12 protein-coding genes and 1 riboswitch are annotated in these 16,249 nt (G+C 62.3%); of the genes, 1 reads left to right on the forward strand and 11 read right to left on the reverse strand.

Annotated elements, in window-relative coordinates; genetic code table 11:
• Window positions 1–2: 2 nt before the first annotated feature.
• The 10 genes from GGD66_RS29715 to GGD66_RS29760 all read right to left on the reverse strand — a co-directional run bounded on the left by GGD66_RS29715 (window position 3) and on the right by GGD66_RS29760 (window position 13,021).
• Window positions 3–629, reverse strand: coding sequence for an energy-coupling factor transporter transmembrane component T (locus GGD66_RS29715; RefSeq protein ID WP_183259843.1), 627 nt, complete (start codon window positions 627–629; stop codon window positions 3–5).
• Window positions 626–1,396 carry an energy-coupling factor ABC transporter ATP-binding protein gene (locus tag GGD66_RS29720; protein WP_210321708.1) on the reverse strand — a complete coding sequence of 257 codons (771 nt, stop codon included), beginning with the start codon at window positions 1,394–1,396 and terminating at the stop codon, window positions 626–628. The genes GGD66_RS29715 and GGD66_RS29720 overlap by 4 nt, the downstream gene beginning before the upstream one ends.
• Before the next feature lie 24 nt (window positions 1,397–1,420).
• A complete protein-coding gene (gene panC / locus GGD66_RS29725; protein WP_183259846.1) occupies window positions 1,421–2,269 on the reverse strand; it encodes a pantoate--beta-alanine ligase in 849 nt (282 codons plus the stop codon).
• 2 nt (window positions 2,270–2,271) lie between these two features.
• Window positions 2,272–3,156: a 3-methyl-2-oxobutanoate hydroxymethyltransferase gene (panB, locus tag GGD66_RS29730; RefSeq protein WP_183259848.1), complete on the reverse strand. Its 885-nt coding sequence runs from the start codon at window positions 3,154–3,156 to the stop codon at window positions 2,272–2,274.
• Window positions 3,157–3,182: 26 nt separating this feature from the next.
• Window positions 3,183–3,638 carry an aspartate 1-decarboxylase gene (gene panD / locus GGD66_RS29735; RefSeq protein WP_183259850.1) on the reverse strand — a complete coding sequence of 152 codons (456 nt, stop codon included), beginning with the start codon at window positions 3,636–3,638 and terminating at the stop codon, window positions 3,183–3,185.
• A 587-nt stretch (window positions 3,639–4,225) separates the two neighbouring features.
• On the reverse strand, window positions 4,226–6,379 hold the full coding sequence (gene scpA / locus GGD66_RS29740) for a methylmalonyl-CoA mutase (protein ID WP_183259852.1): 2,154 nt from the start codon (window positions 6,377–6,379) through the stop codon (window positions 4,226–4,228).
• Window positions 6,376–8,241: a methylmalonyl-CoA mutase family protein gene (locus GGD66_RS29745; RefSeq protein ID WP_183259854.1), complete on the reverse strand. Its 1,866-nt coding sequence runs from the start codon at window positions 8,239–8,241 to the stop codon at window positions 6,376–6,378. The genes scpA and GGD66_RS29745 overlap by 4 nt, the downstream gene beginning before the upstream one ends.
• Window positions 8,242–8,309: 68 nt before the next feature.
• Entirely contained in the window at window positions 8,310–9,428 is a 1,119-nt protein-coding gene (locus GGD66_RS29750; protein ID WP_183259856.1) for a CaiB/BaiF CoA-transferase family protein, read from the reverse strand.
• 45 nt (window positions 9,429–9,473) lie between these two features.
• Entirely contained in the window at window positions 9,474–11,489 is a 2,016-nt protein-coding gene (locus GGD66_RS29755; RefSeq protein ID WP_183260266.1) for an acetyl/propionyl/methylcrotonyl-CoA carboxylase subunit alpha, read from the reverse strand.
• 2 nt (window positions 11,490–11,491) lie between these two features.
• Window positions 11,492–13,021 carry an acyl-CoA carboxylase subunit beta gene (locus GGD66_RS29760; RefSeq protein ID WP_183259857.1) on the reverse strand — a complete coding sequence of 510 codons (1,530 nt, stop codon included), beginning with the start codon at window positions 13,019–13,021 and terminating at the stop codon, window positions 11,492–11,494.
• Window positions 13,022–13,368: 347 nt separating this feature from the next.
• Here GGD66_RS29760 and GGD66_RS29765 point away from each other — a divergent pair, with 347 nt between their 5' ends.
• The gene (locus GGD66_RS29765) at window positions 13,369–14,820 is read left to right on the forward strand and encodes a short-chain fatty acyl-CoA regulator family protein (protein WP_183259859.1); all 1,452 of its coding nucleotides are present in this window, start codon (window positions 13,369–13,371) and stop codon (window positions 14,818–14,820) included.
• Between the two features lie 61 nt (window positions 14,821–14,881).
• Window positions 14,882–15,093, forward strand: a riboswitch (cobalamin riboswitch).
• Between the two features lie 445 nt (window positions 15,094–15,538).
• Here the strand turns inward: GGD66_RS29765 and GGD66_RS29770 are convergent.
• Entirely contained in the window at window positions 15,539–16,240 is a 702-nt protein-coding gene (locus tag GGD66_RS29770) for an HpcH/HpaI aldolase/citrate lyase family protein (protein WP_183259861.1), read from the reverse strand.
• Window positions 16,241–16,249: the final 9 nt, after the last annotated feature.

Consider the following 16,249-nt stretch of genomic DNA (forward strand, 5'->3'; position numbering starts at 1 on the left):
TCCTACAACGGGGGTGAGTGATGATTGGCGGCGGAGCGGTCGAAACCGCGCGCATCGAGCGCTTCCGCGACGCGGTCCGCAAGCTGGAGAATGTCGGCGACGAAAGCGGCCACCAATCGCAGCGGAATGCGTCGGTGCGTGCGTGCCTTCCAGGCCTCCTCGCGCGCGCGCCATCGCGTCATCAGGACGGGCACGAAACGCAAAACAAGTGCCACGGCAAGCGCCATCTTGCGCGGATTGACGCCAAGCGGGCGTAGCAGGCGGAGCACCGGCGTCAGCACCTCCACCAGCGCGCTCATCGTGGTGGTCATGCTGACGAGATCGGCGAGCAGAAGCATCGCCAGAAGCCGCATGGTGACGACGGCGCCGGCATTCCAATCGCCCGATGCAGTCTGCACGCCGCCGACGACCACAAGCAGCGGCAGCAATGGCCGCAGCAAGCTGAGGCGTGCCATGCCGACGCGGCCGGAGCCGGCATAGACCATGGCAATCAGGGCCAACACGCCCGCCAGAATTCGCCAGTCGCCCACCGGCAGCAGTAGCACACTGAGGAGGGCAAGGCCGGCAAGCTTGGCGCCGGCCGGTACCCGGTGCAACCACGTCTGTGGCGCAAGGCCGTCGGTTATCATGACGCCAGGGCGTCCTCTGCCGCTACGACCGCTGCATGGGCCCGGTAGGCAGGCAGCACTTCTGCGGGTCGGCCATCGAGGCGGACGTGGCCCGCATCCAGCCAGATGATGCGGTCGAACTCCGCGAGCAGTTCGAAATCATGAGACGCCATCACGACCCGCTGCGGAAGCGTCGTTATCCTGCGATGCATCCGTAATCGTGTCGGCAAGTCGAGACTGGCGAAAGGCTCATCCATCAAGAGGATCGATGGCTCCGTTGCGAGGAGCGCCAGGATGCAGACAAGCTGCTTCTGGCCGCCGGACAGCTCGTTGACGTTGCGGTCCGCCCATTGAGCGCAGCCCTGCCGCTCGAGCAGTGCCATCGCCTGTTGGCGCGCCTTTGGCGCTGACATTCCCCGCTCCGCAGGTCCAAAGGCGACCTCCTCGACCACAGTAGGAAAGATGAGCTGGTGGTCGGGATTCTGAAACAGAAAGCCGACCTGCGCCGGAAGGTCTTTGCGATGGCGCACTGTATCGAGGCCCGCCACCTCGACGCGCCCGCGAGTCGGCAAGAGCAACCCGTTCATCAGCCGCAACATCGTGCTCTTGCCTGAACCATTGTCACCAATCAGGCCGGTCCGGCGCTCAGCTAGGTAAAGCTCGGGAATGGCTAGAACCTGGCGGTCCGCACGCCGAAACTGCACTTCTTCGAAGATGATCCCCTCAGTCGCGCCCCGAAGGTGAGAACGGTCTGCGGAAGGCGCCTCGCGCCGGACAGCTTCAATCAAGACGATTCTTTCGCTTCAGTCGCACTACGGAGTTGGCTGAAGTATCACGTTGTCGATCAGCCTCGTCGAACCGACGTAGGCGGCCACGCATAGTGCCGCGGGGTGGCGCAGCGGACTTACAGCGGGCATGAGCGTATCGCCGTCGACGAGCTCAAGGTACTGCAGCCGATCGACCGCTTCCAAATGCTTCTTGGCTACTGCGATCAGCCTGTCCACGTTCCGCTCTCCCAAGCGGAACTCCTCCGCTGCGGCGAACAGTCCACGACTGATGGCAAGGGCCTGCCCTCGGTCTTTCTCGCTGAGGTACCGGTTGCGGCTGCTCATTGCGAGACGGTCCGCTTCCCGAACGGTCGGCACGATAACGATCTCGATCGGAAGGTTGAGATCGATGGCCATGCGACGCACGACTGCACACTGCTGAAAATCCTTCTGCCCGAAGAACGCGACGTCGGGCTGCACCATGTTGAACAGTTTGGATACGACCGTCGCGACGCCGCGAAAATGTCCGGGCCTGAAAGCGCCGCAAAGTGATTTTCCGAGCTCGCCTGGCTCGACGAAGGTCTCGAATTGAGCCGGATAGATGTCCTCCACACCCGGAGCGAACACAATCGCAACTCCGGCATCGCCGCATAGTTTTTCATCGCGCTGGAAGTCGCGCGGATACGTGCTGAGATCCTCGTTTGGCCCAAACTGGGTCGGATTAACGAAGATGCTAACCACGGTGACGTCGCATTGCGCCCGGCTGGCCTCGATAAGCGACAAGTGGCCGTCGTGCAGGTAGCCCATTGTCGGTACAAATCCGACGCGCTTGTCGGCTCTACGTGCCTCGGCGAGAGCCCGGCGAAGCTCGGCGACCGTCGTGATTGTCTGCATCTTTACGCCTCACATCGGATTCTGTTGGAAGGCGCCCAGTTTGCGATCGTTTCACCTATGCCTTGGGGAAGCCGATAAGACTCTTGCGGTGCCGGGAATGTACGGTTACGCACATCGACAGCCCAACGCGACAGCGCCTCCTGCAACAGTTGGAAGCCATCGGCATAGGTGCGAACGAATTTAGGGCGATGGCCTTCAATCAAGCCCAAGACATCGTGGAAAACCAACACCTGACCTGAACAATCGGGACCCGCGCCGATCCCAATGGTGGGTATCGTCAGGGATTCAGTTGCTCGGGCAGCGAGCTCGGCCGGGATGGCTTCAAGGACCAGAGCGAAGCAGCCGGCCTCTTGCAGCCGTTGAGCGTCGTCGAGCAGGCGCAAGGCATCATCGGCCTTCCGGCCCTGCACCTTGAATCCACCCATTGCATTGACGCTCTGCGGGGTCAGACCGAGATGACCCATCACGGGAATCTCACAGTCGACCAAGCTACGTATCACTCCTACGCGCTTGGCTCCCCCCTCTAGCTTTACGGCGTCGGCGCCACGCTGCAAAAATCCTCCGGCGTTGCGGATCGTGTCCCCTGGGCTGAGGTGAAAGCTAAGGAATGGCATATCGGCCACGAGCAAAGCTCGCGGTTTGGCGCGCGCGACTGCATCGAGATGGTGATTCATCATCGCCATGCTGACTGGAAGCGTATTATCAAAGCCGAGGCAAACGTTACCGACGCTGTCTCCGACAAGGATCATATCCACGATCGGGTCCGCAATGCGGGCAGTAACTGCATCGTAGGCGGTCGTCATCACGAGGCGCCGCCCGTCCTCCTTCCAACGTTGCAGCATCGGAAGCGTGATTCGCTCGACCGTCGACTCGGAGGTGTGGCTCATTCTTCATCCTGTGCCGTCAGACTGCCTCAGTTGGATTCCGGGGCTCGAAGCGGTATGGGTTTTACGTCGCCTGCCTCACCCAGGATCTCGAAGGAATAGCGCCCCGTATCATCCCGATTGACCGAATATGTCATGCGATCGGTCCTATGATTATCGCGATCGAACGTGAGGATCTTCGGCGTCTGCTGGACTATTTCCGTATGTACGACGTACGCCGAGCTGCAGACGATAATCGCGTCACCCACCTGGCAGGTACGCGCGGCAGCTCCGTTGAGCACGCAACACCGCGAACCCCGTGCGCCAAAAATTACGTAGGTCGAGATCCGCGCACCGGAGCTCTTGTTCCAAATCTCCACGAATTCCATGGGCAGGATGCCCGCTTCTTCGCAGTGATCTGGGTCAAGGGTGATCGAACCGTGGTAATGAAGATTGGCCTCCGTAACGTGGATACCGTGCAATTTGGCGGCAAGCACTTTCCTCATCTGAATCTCCTTGAGCTTTTGCACGGATCGGAAGGGCCGGTGCCTCCTAAGAGGCTTAGGAAACAACTGTCAATGGCAAGGCCAAGAAAGAAACTGGCGCCTCGGAAATGACCGGACTGCAGACGAAACCTCTGTTGGTTGCGCGATCATCAAACGAAAATTCTTCATCGATCAACGATCCTGCCAGGTCCTTCTCCGACCGCACGGCTCCGAGTGGCGACGAGCAGTCCGCCAAGGAACAGGAATATGTCTCACCATTTCCGATGTCCGACCTTACCCTTCGTAGCGTTTGGCACGACTTTCCTTAACTCGTTACGTTGAACGCAGAGTTCGTCAATTCTGGCCAGCATCCTGCCTATAAGCGCTTCCGTAGAAGCTACCTCTAGTCCGGCTTGTTGAAGCCGAGAGATTTCTCTGCGGTGGCGGCCAACCTTAACGCGCATGTGGTTTATCTCGTCACGAATCAGATCAAGGGTGTGCATGATCGTCTCTTGGTACTCACGGGATTAGCATGCCTTTAGATGGACGACTTCTCGCATTTGCTCCCTCGACCAACTCGAACCATCCGCACTGGCCGCACAACCAATCTATGCTGCCTCACTATGTCCAAGGCGTGCGTTGAGTTTCTCGATCAGCTCCTCGGCCGCGTCTGCGATCACGGTGCCGGGCGGGAAGATGGCTTCGGCGCCGGCGGCGTAGAGCGCGTCGTAATCCTGCGGTGGCACCACGCCGCCGACGATGATCATGATGTCCTCGCGGCCCTGCTTCCTCAGCGCGGCCTTGAGTTCGGGCACGGCCGTGAGGTGGGCGGCGGCGAGCGAGGAGACGCCGAGGATGTGGACGTCGTTCTCGACCGCCTGCCGGGCGGCTTCGTCCGCGGTCGCAAACAGCGGCCCGATGTCGACGTCGAAGCCGATATCGGCGAACGCAGATGCAATCACCTTCTGGCCGCGGTCGTGGCCGTCCTGGCCGATCTTGGCGACCAGGATGCGCGGGCGGCGGCCCTCTGCCTCCTCGAAAGCGTCGATCAGCGCCTGAACCTTCTCGACGTGGTTGCCCATGCTGGACGCCTCCCGCTTGTAGACGCCGGTGATGGATTTGATCTCGGCGCGGTGCCGGCCGAACACCTTCTCCATCGCGTCCGAAATTTCGCCGACGGTCGCCTTCGCGCGCGCCGCGTCGATCGCGAGCGCGAGCAGATTGCCGTTGCCTTCGCCGGCCGAGCGCGTCAACGCGGCGAGCGCGGCATCGACGTCCTTCTGGTTGCGCTCGGACTTCAGCCGCGTCAGCTTGTCGATCTGCAAGCGGCGGACGTTGGTGTTGTCGACCTTGAGGATGTCGATCGGCGCCTCGTCGGTCGGCTTGTACTTGTTGACGCCGATCACCGCCTGCTTGCCGGCATCGATGCGGGCTTGCGTCTTGGCGGAAGCTTCCTCGATGCGGAGCTTGGGCACGCCGGCCTCGATCGCCTTGGCCATGCCGCCGAGCTCCTCGACCTCCTGGATGTGGACCCACGCCTTCGCGGCGAGATCGCGCGTCAGCCGCTCGACGTAATACGAGCCGCCCCAGGGATCGATGATGCGGGTGGTGCCGCTCTCCTGCTGGAGGAAGAGCTGGGTGTTGCGGGCGATGCGGGCCGAGAAATCGGTCGGCAGCGCCAAGGCCTCGTCGAGCGCATTGGTGTGCAGCGACTGGGTGTGGCCTTGCGTTGCCGCCATAGCCTCGACGGTCGTGCGCATCACGTTGTTGAAGACGTCCTGCGCGGTCAGCGACCAGCCCGAGGTCTGGCTATGCGTGCGCAGCGACAGCGAGCGCGGGTCCTTCGGGTTGAACGGCTTCAAGAGCTTCGCCCAGAGCAGGCGCGCGGCGCGCAGCTTGGCGACCTCCATGAAGAAGTTCATGCCGATCGCCCAGAAGAACGACAGACGCGGCGCGAACCGGTCGACATCCAGGCCTGCGGCAAGGCCGGCACGCAGATATTCGACGCCGTCGGCGAGCGTATAGGCGAGCTCGAGGTCCTGCGTCGCGCCGGCCTCCTGCATGTGATAGCCGGAGATCGAGATCGAATTGTATTTCGGCATCTTTTGCGAGGTGTACGCAAAGATGTCCGAGATGATCCGCATCGAGGGGGCGGGCGGATAGATGTAGGTGTTGCGCACCATGAACTCTTTCAGAATGTCGTTCTGAATGGTCCCTGAGAGCTTCTCCGGCGCCACGCCCTGTTCGCCCGCAGCCGCAACATAGAGCGCGAGGATCGGCAGCACCGCGCCGTTCATGGTCATGGACACGCTCATCTGGTCGAGTGGAATCCCCGCGAACAGCGTGCGCATGTCGTAGATGGAATCGATCGCCACGCCGGCCATGCCGACGTCGCCGCCGACGCGCGGATGGTCGCTGTCATAGCCGCGATGGGTGGCGAGGTCGAAGGCGACGGAGAGGCCCTTCTGTCCGGCTGCGAGGTTGCGGCGGTAGAACGCGTTGGAATCCTCTGCCGTGGAGAAGCCGGCGTATTGCCTGACGGTCCAGGGCTGGTTGACATACATGGTCGGGTAGGGACCGCGCAGGTAAGGCGCGATGCCGGGATAAGTCTCGAGGAAATCGAGCCCGGCCAGATCAGCCTCGCCATAGCCGGGCTTCACCAGAATGCCCTCGGGCGTCAGCCACGGCTCGGCGCTGCCGGCTGGCGCGGCAGCGGCAGCGCGCTCGAAGGCGACGTCGGCGAAATTGGGAATGCGGGTCATGTGGACTCCGTCCAACGATATGCATCTTGCAGGGTGGCGAGCGCGTCGGTGCCCGCGAAGATCAATCCGCCGATGCCTGCCGCACGCAGCGCCGTTTCTGAGTCAGCGGGACGCCCTGCCAAATAGATGCGCCGCGCGCCGGCGCCCTGCAGCGTCTGGGCTGCGGCTTCCGCCTCTGCCACATAGACCTTGTCGCTGGAACAAAGGCAGGCGAGCGCGGCGCCGGAAGCCTTGAAGGCGGCGGTCAGTTTGGCGGGATCATCAAAACCGTCGCTGTCGATGGCCTGGATGCCGCCGGCCTCGAAGAAGCTTTTTGCAAAGGTTGCGCGCGCCGTGAAATCCGCGGGCGTGCCCAGATTGGCCAGAAACACGCTTGGCCGCGATCCCCGCGCCTTCAACGCCGCATCGGATTTGTCGCGCAGTGCCTCGAACGGCTGGGCAAGCCGGATCGGGGCGAGTGCATCGAACTTGTATTTGGCCTCGCCATAAGGTGCCAGTGCGATGGGCGTTGCCTTCAGCACCGCCGTCTCGCTCTCATGCAGGTTCGGAAACTCGCTGGCACCGGTCAGCACGTCGCGCCGCTTTGCGATGTTCGCGTCGCGCGCCTTTCGTGCGGCTGCGACCTTGCTCTGGAACAGGCTCTGCTGAAGCGCGGCGAAGGCGCCGCCGGCCTTCTCGCTGTCCTGGAACAGCGTCCAGGCGGCGTCGCAGAGCTGTGCCGTCAACGTCTCGATGCCGCCGGCACCGGCCGCGGGATCGCTGACCTTGGCGAGGTTGCTTTCCTCAAGCAATAGAAGCTGCGTGTTACGCGCCACGCGGCGCGCGAACGGATCGGGCAGCCCGAGCGCCAGCGTATGCGGCAGCACGGTGATCGCATTGGCGCCGGCAAGCCCGGCTGCGAATGTCGCGATGGTCGCGCGCAGCATGTTCACATAGGGATCGCGCTGCGTCAGCATGCGCCAGGCGGTGTCGGCGGCGATGAACAGCGGCTTTGGCGTCAGGCCGCAGGCGGTCTCGACGCGCGCCCATAGCAATCGCAGCGCGCGGAACTTTGCCATGGTCAGGAACTGGTCGGCATCCGCGGAGAGCCGCGCATAAATCATGCCTTGCGCCTGCTCCAGCGGAACGCCCGCGCTTTCGATGGCGCGTAGGTAAGCGACGCCGCAGGCGAGCACGAAGGCAAGCTCCTGCACCTCGGAGCCGCCGGCATCGTGGATCACCCGTCCGTCGGCAGACGCGAACGGTCCCTTGAAACCGAGCGCGGCGAGGCCCTTGATCGCGCCGGTGACGGCAGGGACGATCTCGTTCCAGCTATAAGGGCTGTGGCCCCACACCGCACCGGCCGCGAGCGGATCAAGCCCGAAGCGGATATTGCAGGCGGCGGGATCGAGGCCGTTGCTCTTCACATATTCCGCGACATGGATCGCGGCCATCCGGGATTGCGGGCCGACCTGAAGCTCGATGCCAATGCCGGCATCGAGATGAATGTCCTTCAACACTTTCGCGACTGCATCGGCCGTCGGTTCCAGACCGAAACCGTGGCTGCCACTGCCGCCGGCGAACACCAGCGCAAGGCCCGTCGCGCCGTTCTCGAGGTCGGTCAGTGCCTGCGCATTCGCAGCAGTCACATCGGGATGATCGATCCGCTGCATGATCTGCCACGGCGCGGCCGCCGGCCGTCCTGTCACCGGCGCAACACCTTTGGCACGGGGATAGAGCGGCTCGATCCTGAGGCCGTCGTAAGTCTTGCCGACCAGCTTCTCGAACGGCGCGCCCTTCAGCACGCCGTCGACCAGCTTGCACCAGTCCGCGTGCTGCGCCTTTGGAAACTCGGCCGCGAGCGACAGGTCATCGGGCGTCACTGTTTGAGCCTCCTTCAGATCGGCGCAAAATATGGATCACCGCCAATTGGAAATGACTAGGCCTCAGGTCACCTAGACCTATCGGCGAATCTCCAGGAGCTCACGAGCGCCGCGAGCGGCAGTTCTTCAGGCTCGCGGACCATTGAGGGTGTCCTCGAGAACCGTGGCGCCGGAGCCGGCTGGAGGACCCCGTGGCGAGTGAGAAAGGCTTCACGCGAAACCATGTGGTCGTGTCGCGAGGACTCTGCCATCGTCAAGACTGGGGCGAAACAAACGTCGGTGCCTTCCATGATCTTGCACCACTCCTCGCGCGTCTTGCTCTTAAAAACGTCTGCAAGTCTTTTCTTCAGTTTTGGCCAGGCGGCACGATTCATCTGAGCATCGAACTCAGGATCATGCAGGTCTGCGTGCCGTCGCAAGAGCGCGTAGAATTGCGGCTCAATAGATCCAACCGAGACGAACTTGCCGCAAGCACATTCGAAGACACCATAGAAATGCGCGCCTCCGTCCAGCAGGTTCTGCTCGCGGCCTTCCACCCAATCCCCTGTAGCGCTCATATCGAAGAACATAGTCATCAACGAGGCCGCTCCGTCGCACATTGCGGCGTCCACAATCTGTCCCTTGCCCGACTTTGTCGCTTCCATCAGCGCGGCAAGGATTCCGACGACAAGATAGAGCGCACCTCCGCCGAAATCACCGACCAGATTGAGCGGGGGGATGGGCTGTTCGCGCGTGCCGATCGCGGCGAGCGCACCTGTGATTGAGATGTAGTTGATATCGTGACCAGCCGCGTTAGCGAGAGGTCCATGTTGCCCCCAACCGGTCATCCGCCCGTACACTATTCGAGGATTGCACTTGAAAATCACTTCGGGACCGAGCCCTAGGCGTTCCATCACACCCGGACGAAATCCCTCGATCAGGGCGTCGGCCGTGTGGAGAAGCTCGATGACGTCGCCTCTGCTCTTGTCGTCCTTTAAATCGACATGCACCCACTTACGACCGCGCTCCGCAATGCCCTTCAAGTTTCTGGCAGCACCGACGCGATCCAGAGTCACTACGTCGGCCCCCATATCCGCTAACATCATACAAGCGAACGGGCCGGGACCAATGCCGGCGAATTCCACGATACGAACGCCGGCAAGAGGGCCGTTTCCTCCGACCGTTTGCGAACCCGAAGCGGCTACCATTTGCATCTCCCTTCAGAATTTTTCGTCGATTGCGTACCGAATGCGCTATCCGAACTCCAGGATCAGCGCATCCACCGCGAGTGTCGCGCCGGCGCTGGCGTGGACCTTCTTCACGGTGCCGTCCTGCTCGGCACGCAGCACGTTCTGCATCTTCATGGCTTCGACCACCGCCAACGTTTCGCCGGCCTTGACCTCCTGCCCCTCGGTCACCGCGATCGAGACGACGAGGCCGGGCATCGGGCACAGCAGCTTCTTGCCGCTGTCCGAGGCCGTCGTCACCGGCATCAGGCGCGCCGAGGCAGCTTCCGCTTCGGTCCAGACATAGACCGGCACTTCGACACCTTGATGCGCGAGGCGGATGCCGTTGGCGATCGGGCGCGCCTGTACCGCAACGAAATGACCGTCGATAGTGCCCTGCCAGACCGGATCGCCGGGCTTCCAGGGCGACTGCAACAGATGCGCGTTGCCGGCCTTGCCCTCGGCGTCGACGAAGCGAATCGCGATCGCCTCACCCTCGCGGGCAACCTCGAGCAAAATCTCCTGGCGATCAAGCCACACCGCGCGGCGGCGCTCGCGCTGCACGATGCGGCCGCCCATCTGACCGGAGATCTGCCGCTTGCGCTCGCCGAGCACGTGATCGATGGCGGCGCCGACCGCGGCGATGCGCCGGGCAACCTCGCCTTCGGGCACGCGCACCACAAAGCCCTTGGGGAATTCTTCCGCGATGAAGCCGGTCGACAGATTGCCCTCACGCCAGCGCGGATGGTGCATCAGCGCCGACAGGAACGGGATGTTGTGGCGGATGCCGTCGACATAGAACGAATCCAGCGCAGTCGCCTGCGCTTCGATTGCCGCCGCGCGCGACGGCGCGTGCGTGACGAGCTTTGCGATCATCGGATCGTAATGGATCGAGATCTCGCCACCCTCCTGCACGCCGGTGTCGTTGCGCACGGTGATGCCGTCCTTGCTCACTTCCGCTGGCGGGCGATATTTCACCAGGCGCCCGATCGAAGGCAGGAAGTTGCGGAACGGATCTTCCGCATAGAGGCGCGATTCCACGGCCCACCCCGTGAGCGTGACGTCCTTCTGCGCAATGGCGAGCTTCTCGCCGGCGGCAACCCGGATCATCTGCTCGACGAGGTCGACGCCGGTGACGAGCTCGGTCACGGGATGCTCGACCTGGAGGCGCGTGTTCATCTCCAGGAAGTAAAAGCTCTTGTCCTGGCCTGCGACGAATTCGACGGTGCCGGCGGAATCGTAGTTCACGGCCTTGGCCAATGCGACCGCCTGCTCGCCCATCTGGCGGCGGGTCGCTTCGTCGAGCAGCGGCGACGGCGCCTCCTCGATGACCTTCTGGTTACGGCGCTGGATCGAGCATTCGCGCTCGCCGAGATAGATCACGTTGCCGTGCTTGTCGCCGAGCACCTGGATCTCAATGTGGCGGGGATCGACGATGAACTTCTCGACGAAGACGCGGTCGTCGCCGAACGAGGCCTTGGCCTCCGCCTTGGCCAGGTTGAAACCTTCGGCGACCTCGGCCTTCGAATGCGCGATGCGCATGCCCTTGCCGCCACCGCCGGCGGAGGCCTTGATCATGACGGGGTAGCCGATCTCGTCGGCGATCCTGACCGCGCGCTTGTCGTCCTCGATGACGCCGAGATAGCCGGGCACGGTCGAGACCTTGGCCTTCGCAGCCGCCTTCTTGGATTCGATCTTGTCGCCCATCGCGGCGATCGCGCCCGGGTTGGGGCCGATGAAGACGATGCCGGCGGCTTCCAGCGCGCGCGGAAACGCCTCGCGCTCGGAGAGGAAGCCGTAGCCGGGATGCACGGCTTCAGCGCCCGTCTTGCGGCAGGCCTCTACGATCTTCTCGATCACCAGATAGCTCTCGGCCGCGGCCGGCGGCCCGATCAGCACGGCTTCGTCGGCCATCTCGACATGGAGGGCGTCGCGGTCGGCCTCGGAATAGACGGCAACCGTCTCAATTCCCATCTTGCGGGCGGTCTTGATGACCCGGCAGGCGATTTCGCCGCGGTTGGCGATCAGGATTTTCTTGAACATTGTCATAGCGGCAAATTGTCGTGCTTCTTCGCGGGCATCTCGACCTTCTTGTCCTTCAGCATCGCCAGCGCCCTTGCGATCCGCTTGCGGGTCGAGTGCGGCATGATGACGTCGTCGATATAGCCGCGTTCCGCAGCAATGAACGGCGACAGGAAGCGGTCTTCGTATTCCTTGGTGCGCGCGGCGATCTTGTCGGGGTCGCCGATGTCGCTGCGGAAGATGATCTCGACCGCGCCCTTGGCGCCCATCACCGCGATCTGGGCGGTCGGCCAGGCGTAGTTCATGTCGGCGCCGATTTCCTTCGACGCCATAACGTCGAAGGCGCCGCCATAGGCCTTGCGGGTGATGATGGTGATGAGCGGCACGGTGCACTGCGAATAGGCGAACAGCAGCTTGGCGCCGTGCTTGATCAGGCCGCCATATTCCTGCGCGGTACCGGGCAGGAAGCCCGGCACGTCGACGAAGGTGACGATCGGGATGTTGAAGGCATCACAGAAACGAACAAAGCGCGCGGCCTTGCGAGACGCATCGCTGTCGAGCACGCCGGCCAGCACCATCGGCTGGTTGGCGACGAAGCCGACGGTGCGGCCGGCGATGCGGCCAAAGCCCGTGACGATGTTCTTGGCAAACGCATCCGCGATCTCGAAGAAATCGCCCTCGTCCACGACCTTCAGGATCAGCTCCTTCATGTCATAGGGCTTGTTCGGATTGTCGGGGATCAGCGTGTCCAGGGAATCGTCGAGGCGCTCGATCGAATCGAAGCTCGGCCATTCCGGCACGCCGTCGGTGTTGTTGGACGGCAGGAAGTCGATCAGGCGCCGCATCTGCAGCAGCGTCTCGACGTCGTTCTCGAAGGCGCCATCGGCGATCGAGGAGCGCGTCGCGTGCACCGAGGCGCCGCCGAGCTCTTCCGCCGTGACGACCTCGTTGGTGACGGTCTTCACGACGTCGGGGCCGGTGACGAACATGTAGCTGGTGTTCTTCACCATGAAGATGAAGTCGGTCATGGCCGGCGAATAGACGTCGCCGCCGGCGCAGGGGCCCATGATGACGGAGATCTGCGGGATCACGCCCGAGGCCAGCACGTTGCGGCGGAACACGTAGGAATAGCCGGCGAGCGCGGCAACGCCCTCCTGGATGCGGGCGCCACCCGCGTCATAGAGGCCGATGATGGGCGCCCGCGCCTTCATCGCCATGTCCTGGAGCTTTGTGATCTTCAGCGCGTGGGTCTCGGACAGCGAGCCGCCGAACACCGTGAAGTCTTTCGCGAAGACAAAGGTCTTGCGGCCGTTGACGGTGCCCCAGCCGGTGACGACGCCGTCGCCGGGCACCTTGGTCTTCTCCATGCCGAACTCGGTGGAGCGGTGCTCGACGAACATGTCGAACTCCTCGAACGATCCCTTGTCGAGCAAGAGCTCGATGCGCTCGCGCGCGGTCAGCTTGCCGCGGGCGTGCTGCGCTTGGATGCGCTTCTCACCGCCGCCGAACCTGGCGCCGGCACGTCTTTCTTCGAGTTCGGCCAATGTAGTCACGGCGGCGTAAGTCCTCACAGTTAGGTTCGACTCGGGGCGAACCAAAAAAAGCGCGCTCTACGTAGGGTGCAAGCCGCGCTTGATCCGGGCGTGATCCGCGGGTTCTGCGGTCACTTTCCCAAAGCCTCGCAAGACGGCGGCGCCAACCGGGACGAGCCCGTAGCGGCCACTGTTTTCCGAACTTCACGATTGGGCGGCTAGGCCAGTTCCCCGGATCGGCCGGCGACGTTTGATGGCCTTTGCACCTCACTCGAATGTATGCAAACTTAGCAAATTGGGCACGTTTGGAGGACTAAGAAAGTGCTTAAAACTGCTGACGACACGGCACATTTTGTAAAGTCTGTAAAGTGACAAAACTACACAAGATCTTTGCGGGCGACCGGCTGCGGCGACTGCGCGAACAACGCGGGACCACTCAAGCCGAACTCGCAGACGCTCTTGGCATTTCCGCGGGTTATCTCAGCCAAATGGAGGGAGATCAGAGGCCAATCACGCGCAAGTTGCTAACTCGGCTCAGCCGGTTACTGGGCATTGAGCCCAACTACTTCGCAGCCGACGACGATTTGCGTCTCGCGAGCGAACTGCGTGAAACTGCCAGCGACCCGCTGTTCGGGTCAGCGATATCAGCCGACGAAGCGAGCGCGGCTGTTCGTGTCGCCCCAGACATCGCGCAGCGCTTTCTTCATCTTTATCGCGGTTATCTTGCGCTCGAAGAAGAGCATCGTTCCCTTCAAACGCGCGTTGCGCAGAATGATGTGGCTGCAGCGAGCCGTTTTCCTTACGATGAGGTCCGAGATTGGGTGCAATCGAAGCGAAACTATTTCGACACGCTAGACCGGGCTGCCGAACGGCTCGCTGAAGCAAGAAATTTCCACCCCGAGAATCGCAGCGAAGACTTCATCAGATATCTGCGCGACGCGTATGGAATCAGAACGGAGTACGCTCTGGAGGATCTTGGCGAGGGCATGATCTGGCGACTCGATAACAGCGCCAAGACACTCTTTCTGTCCGCAGATGCTCCGGTAGAAAGCCGGCTCTTCTGGATCGCTCACGTAATCGGCCTCCTGGAAGAGCGAGAGAGCATCGAGCGCCAGATCAAACAGGCACGATTGAGCAATAAGGAGGCCGCTTCGCTGGCACGCGTCGCCCTCGCCAATTACTTTGCCGGAGCCCTGGTCATGCCGTACGAGGCATTTCTCAACACCGCGCGCGAAGCTCGGTATGACATCGAACGCCTTCAGCGGCGTTTCGGCACGAGCTTCGAACAGGTCTGTCATCGCTTAAGCACACTGCAACGTCGGAACTCTCCTGGAATCCCGTTCTATTTTCTGAAGATCGACATTGCCGGAAACGTGCTGAAGCGCAGCAGCGCCACCCGCTTCCAGTTCGCGCGCTTCGGAGGTCCCTGCCCCCTCTGGAACGTGCATCAATCGTTTTCGCATCCTGGGCGCATCCTGGTCCAGTTAGCTGCCACCCCGGATGGGACCAGGTATCTTTCGGTAGCTCGAACCGTGAGCCTCTCGGCAGGTTCATATCTTAGCCGGCCGCGCGCCGTTGCGGTCGGACTCGGATGCGAGATTGCCTATGCAAACGAGACGATCTACTCGAAAGGCATGGACCTGGACGATCTCGATGCGATCGACCCGATCGGGCCAGGATGCAGGGCCTGCGAGCGCAAAGATTGTCGTCACCGGGCGCTACCGCCGATCGGGCACCCGCTTGACGTAGGTACAATCGAAAGAGGAGTCGTACCGTACCAAATAGACACGAAGATTCCGCGGACCGGCGGCATCGAATGACAGCGCAGGAGCGGCCCAACGATAGGCCGCCGACGGGCAATCCTCGGGAAAACGGCCCCTAACGGCACGAACCCGAACCAGCTCTGCACACGAGCCCAGCGTACAAGGGAATACAGTGCGGAATTCCTTCACCGCCGTGGCTGCCCCCCAACTGTAAGCGGCGAGTCTTCGCCAAGCGCCACTTGGCCTGCCTACTTGGCCTGCCGGCTTGGGAAGGCGGCGACATGCAACGACCCGCGGGCCAGGAGACCTGCTGTCACTCGCGGTCACACCGCATTAGTCGGGGTGTCCTGGTTGGTGTCGCCAGACCTGTTGTAATTTCGATCTAATTTCTCAGTGCAGGGCGACTATGCCCGAAATTGCGGGCGCGTAAGAACGCATTTGCGGGCGAACATGCGGTCTCTGCGGGCAAACTATGCCCGGACTTACATCAGGTCGATCCCGAACGATATCAGGATCGCGCCGATTGGACCGCGCGCTGCCCGATCGCCGCGATCTTCGCAGCCAGATTGATCGACGCCGTCACTGTGCGCATGAGCTGCCATTGTCGCGCGCTGGCGCGCTCTGCTTTGGGATCAGCTTCTATTTCCTGGTCGGCAATCCGAGATGCTCGGGCGCTTCAAGGGCCTGACCGGGATGATGTGCTCTGACGGACCGGTGACGAGCCTGCGAGATTGGACAATTTAATCCACGCCGAGCTCTGTCCATACGTCCGGAATTACCGTCCGAACATCTTCTTGACATTGGCCAGTCCGATCCGCAGGAACGGGTCCGAATGGATATAGAAATATTTGACGCCCCGCTCGAGCCAGAGCGGTAGTTCGTCAGATGTCACCAGCGTCCCCGCGATCTTGCCAGCCGCGCGAATCTTCTTGACCGCAAACTCGACCCGCTCGATCACCGCTTGCGGACGAGGCTGTCCGAACGGCGGAGCCGGCGGATAGCCCATGTTCTGCGAGAGGTCGCCGGGACCAATGAAAAAGACATCGATGCCTTCCACTGCAAGCAGCGCCTCGATGTCGTCAATCGCCTTGGGCGTCTCGATCATGGCAATGACGAGCCGCTTCTCGTGGTCGGCGGGACAGGCATAGCGGACCGCCTCGACGATGGCGCGGGCCTGATCCGCGGTATCGACCATCGGCACCATCAGGCCATCGGCGCCGGCATTGAGGTAGCGGATCAGGAGCGGCCGTTCATGCGAGTGAGGACGAACGATCGCCGCACCGCCGGCCCCGCGGATCGCCTGGGCCGTGACGCGCACGTCCTCGAAGCTCCAGGTGCCATGCTCGCAATCGACGAAGATGGCGTCCGCGCCGAGCTCGACGAGGCGCACCGCCAGTCCGGATGAGGCATGATGCGGCGTGAACATCGTGATCGCCTCGCCCTTGGCGAGACGTTCGCGCAATTTGGCTCCGTTCATGGAAAATCC

It is taken from the genome of Bradyrhizobium sp. CIR48 (genome assembly GCF_014198315.1).
Lineage (GTDB): Bacteria > Pseudomonadota > Alphaproteobacteria > Rhizobiales > Xanthobacteraceae > Bradyrhizobium.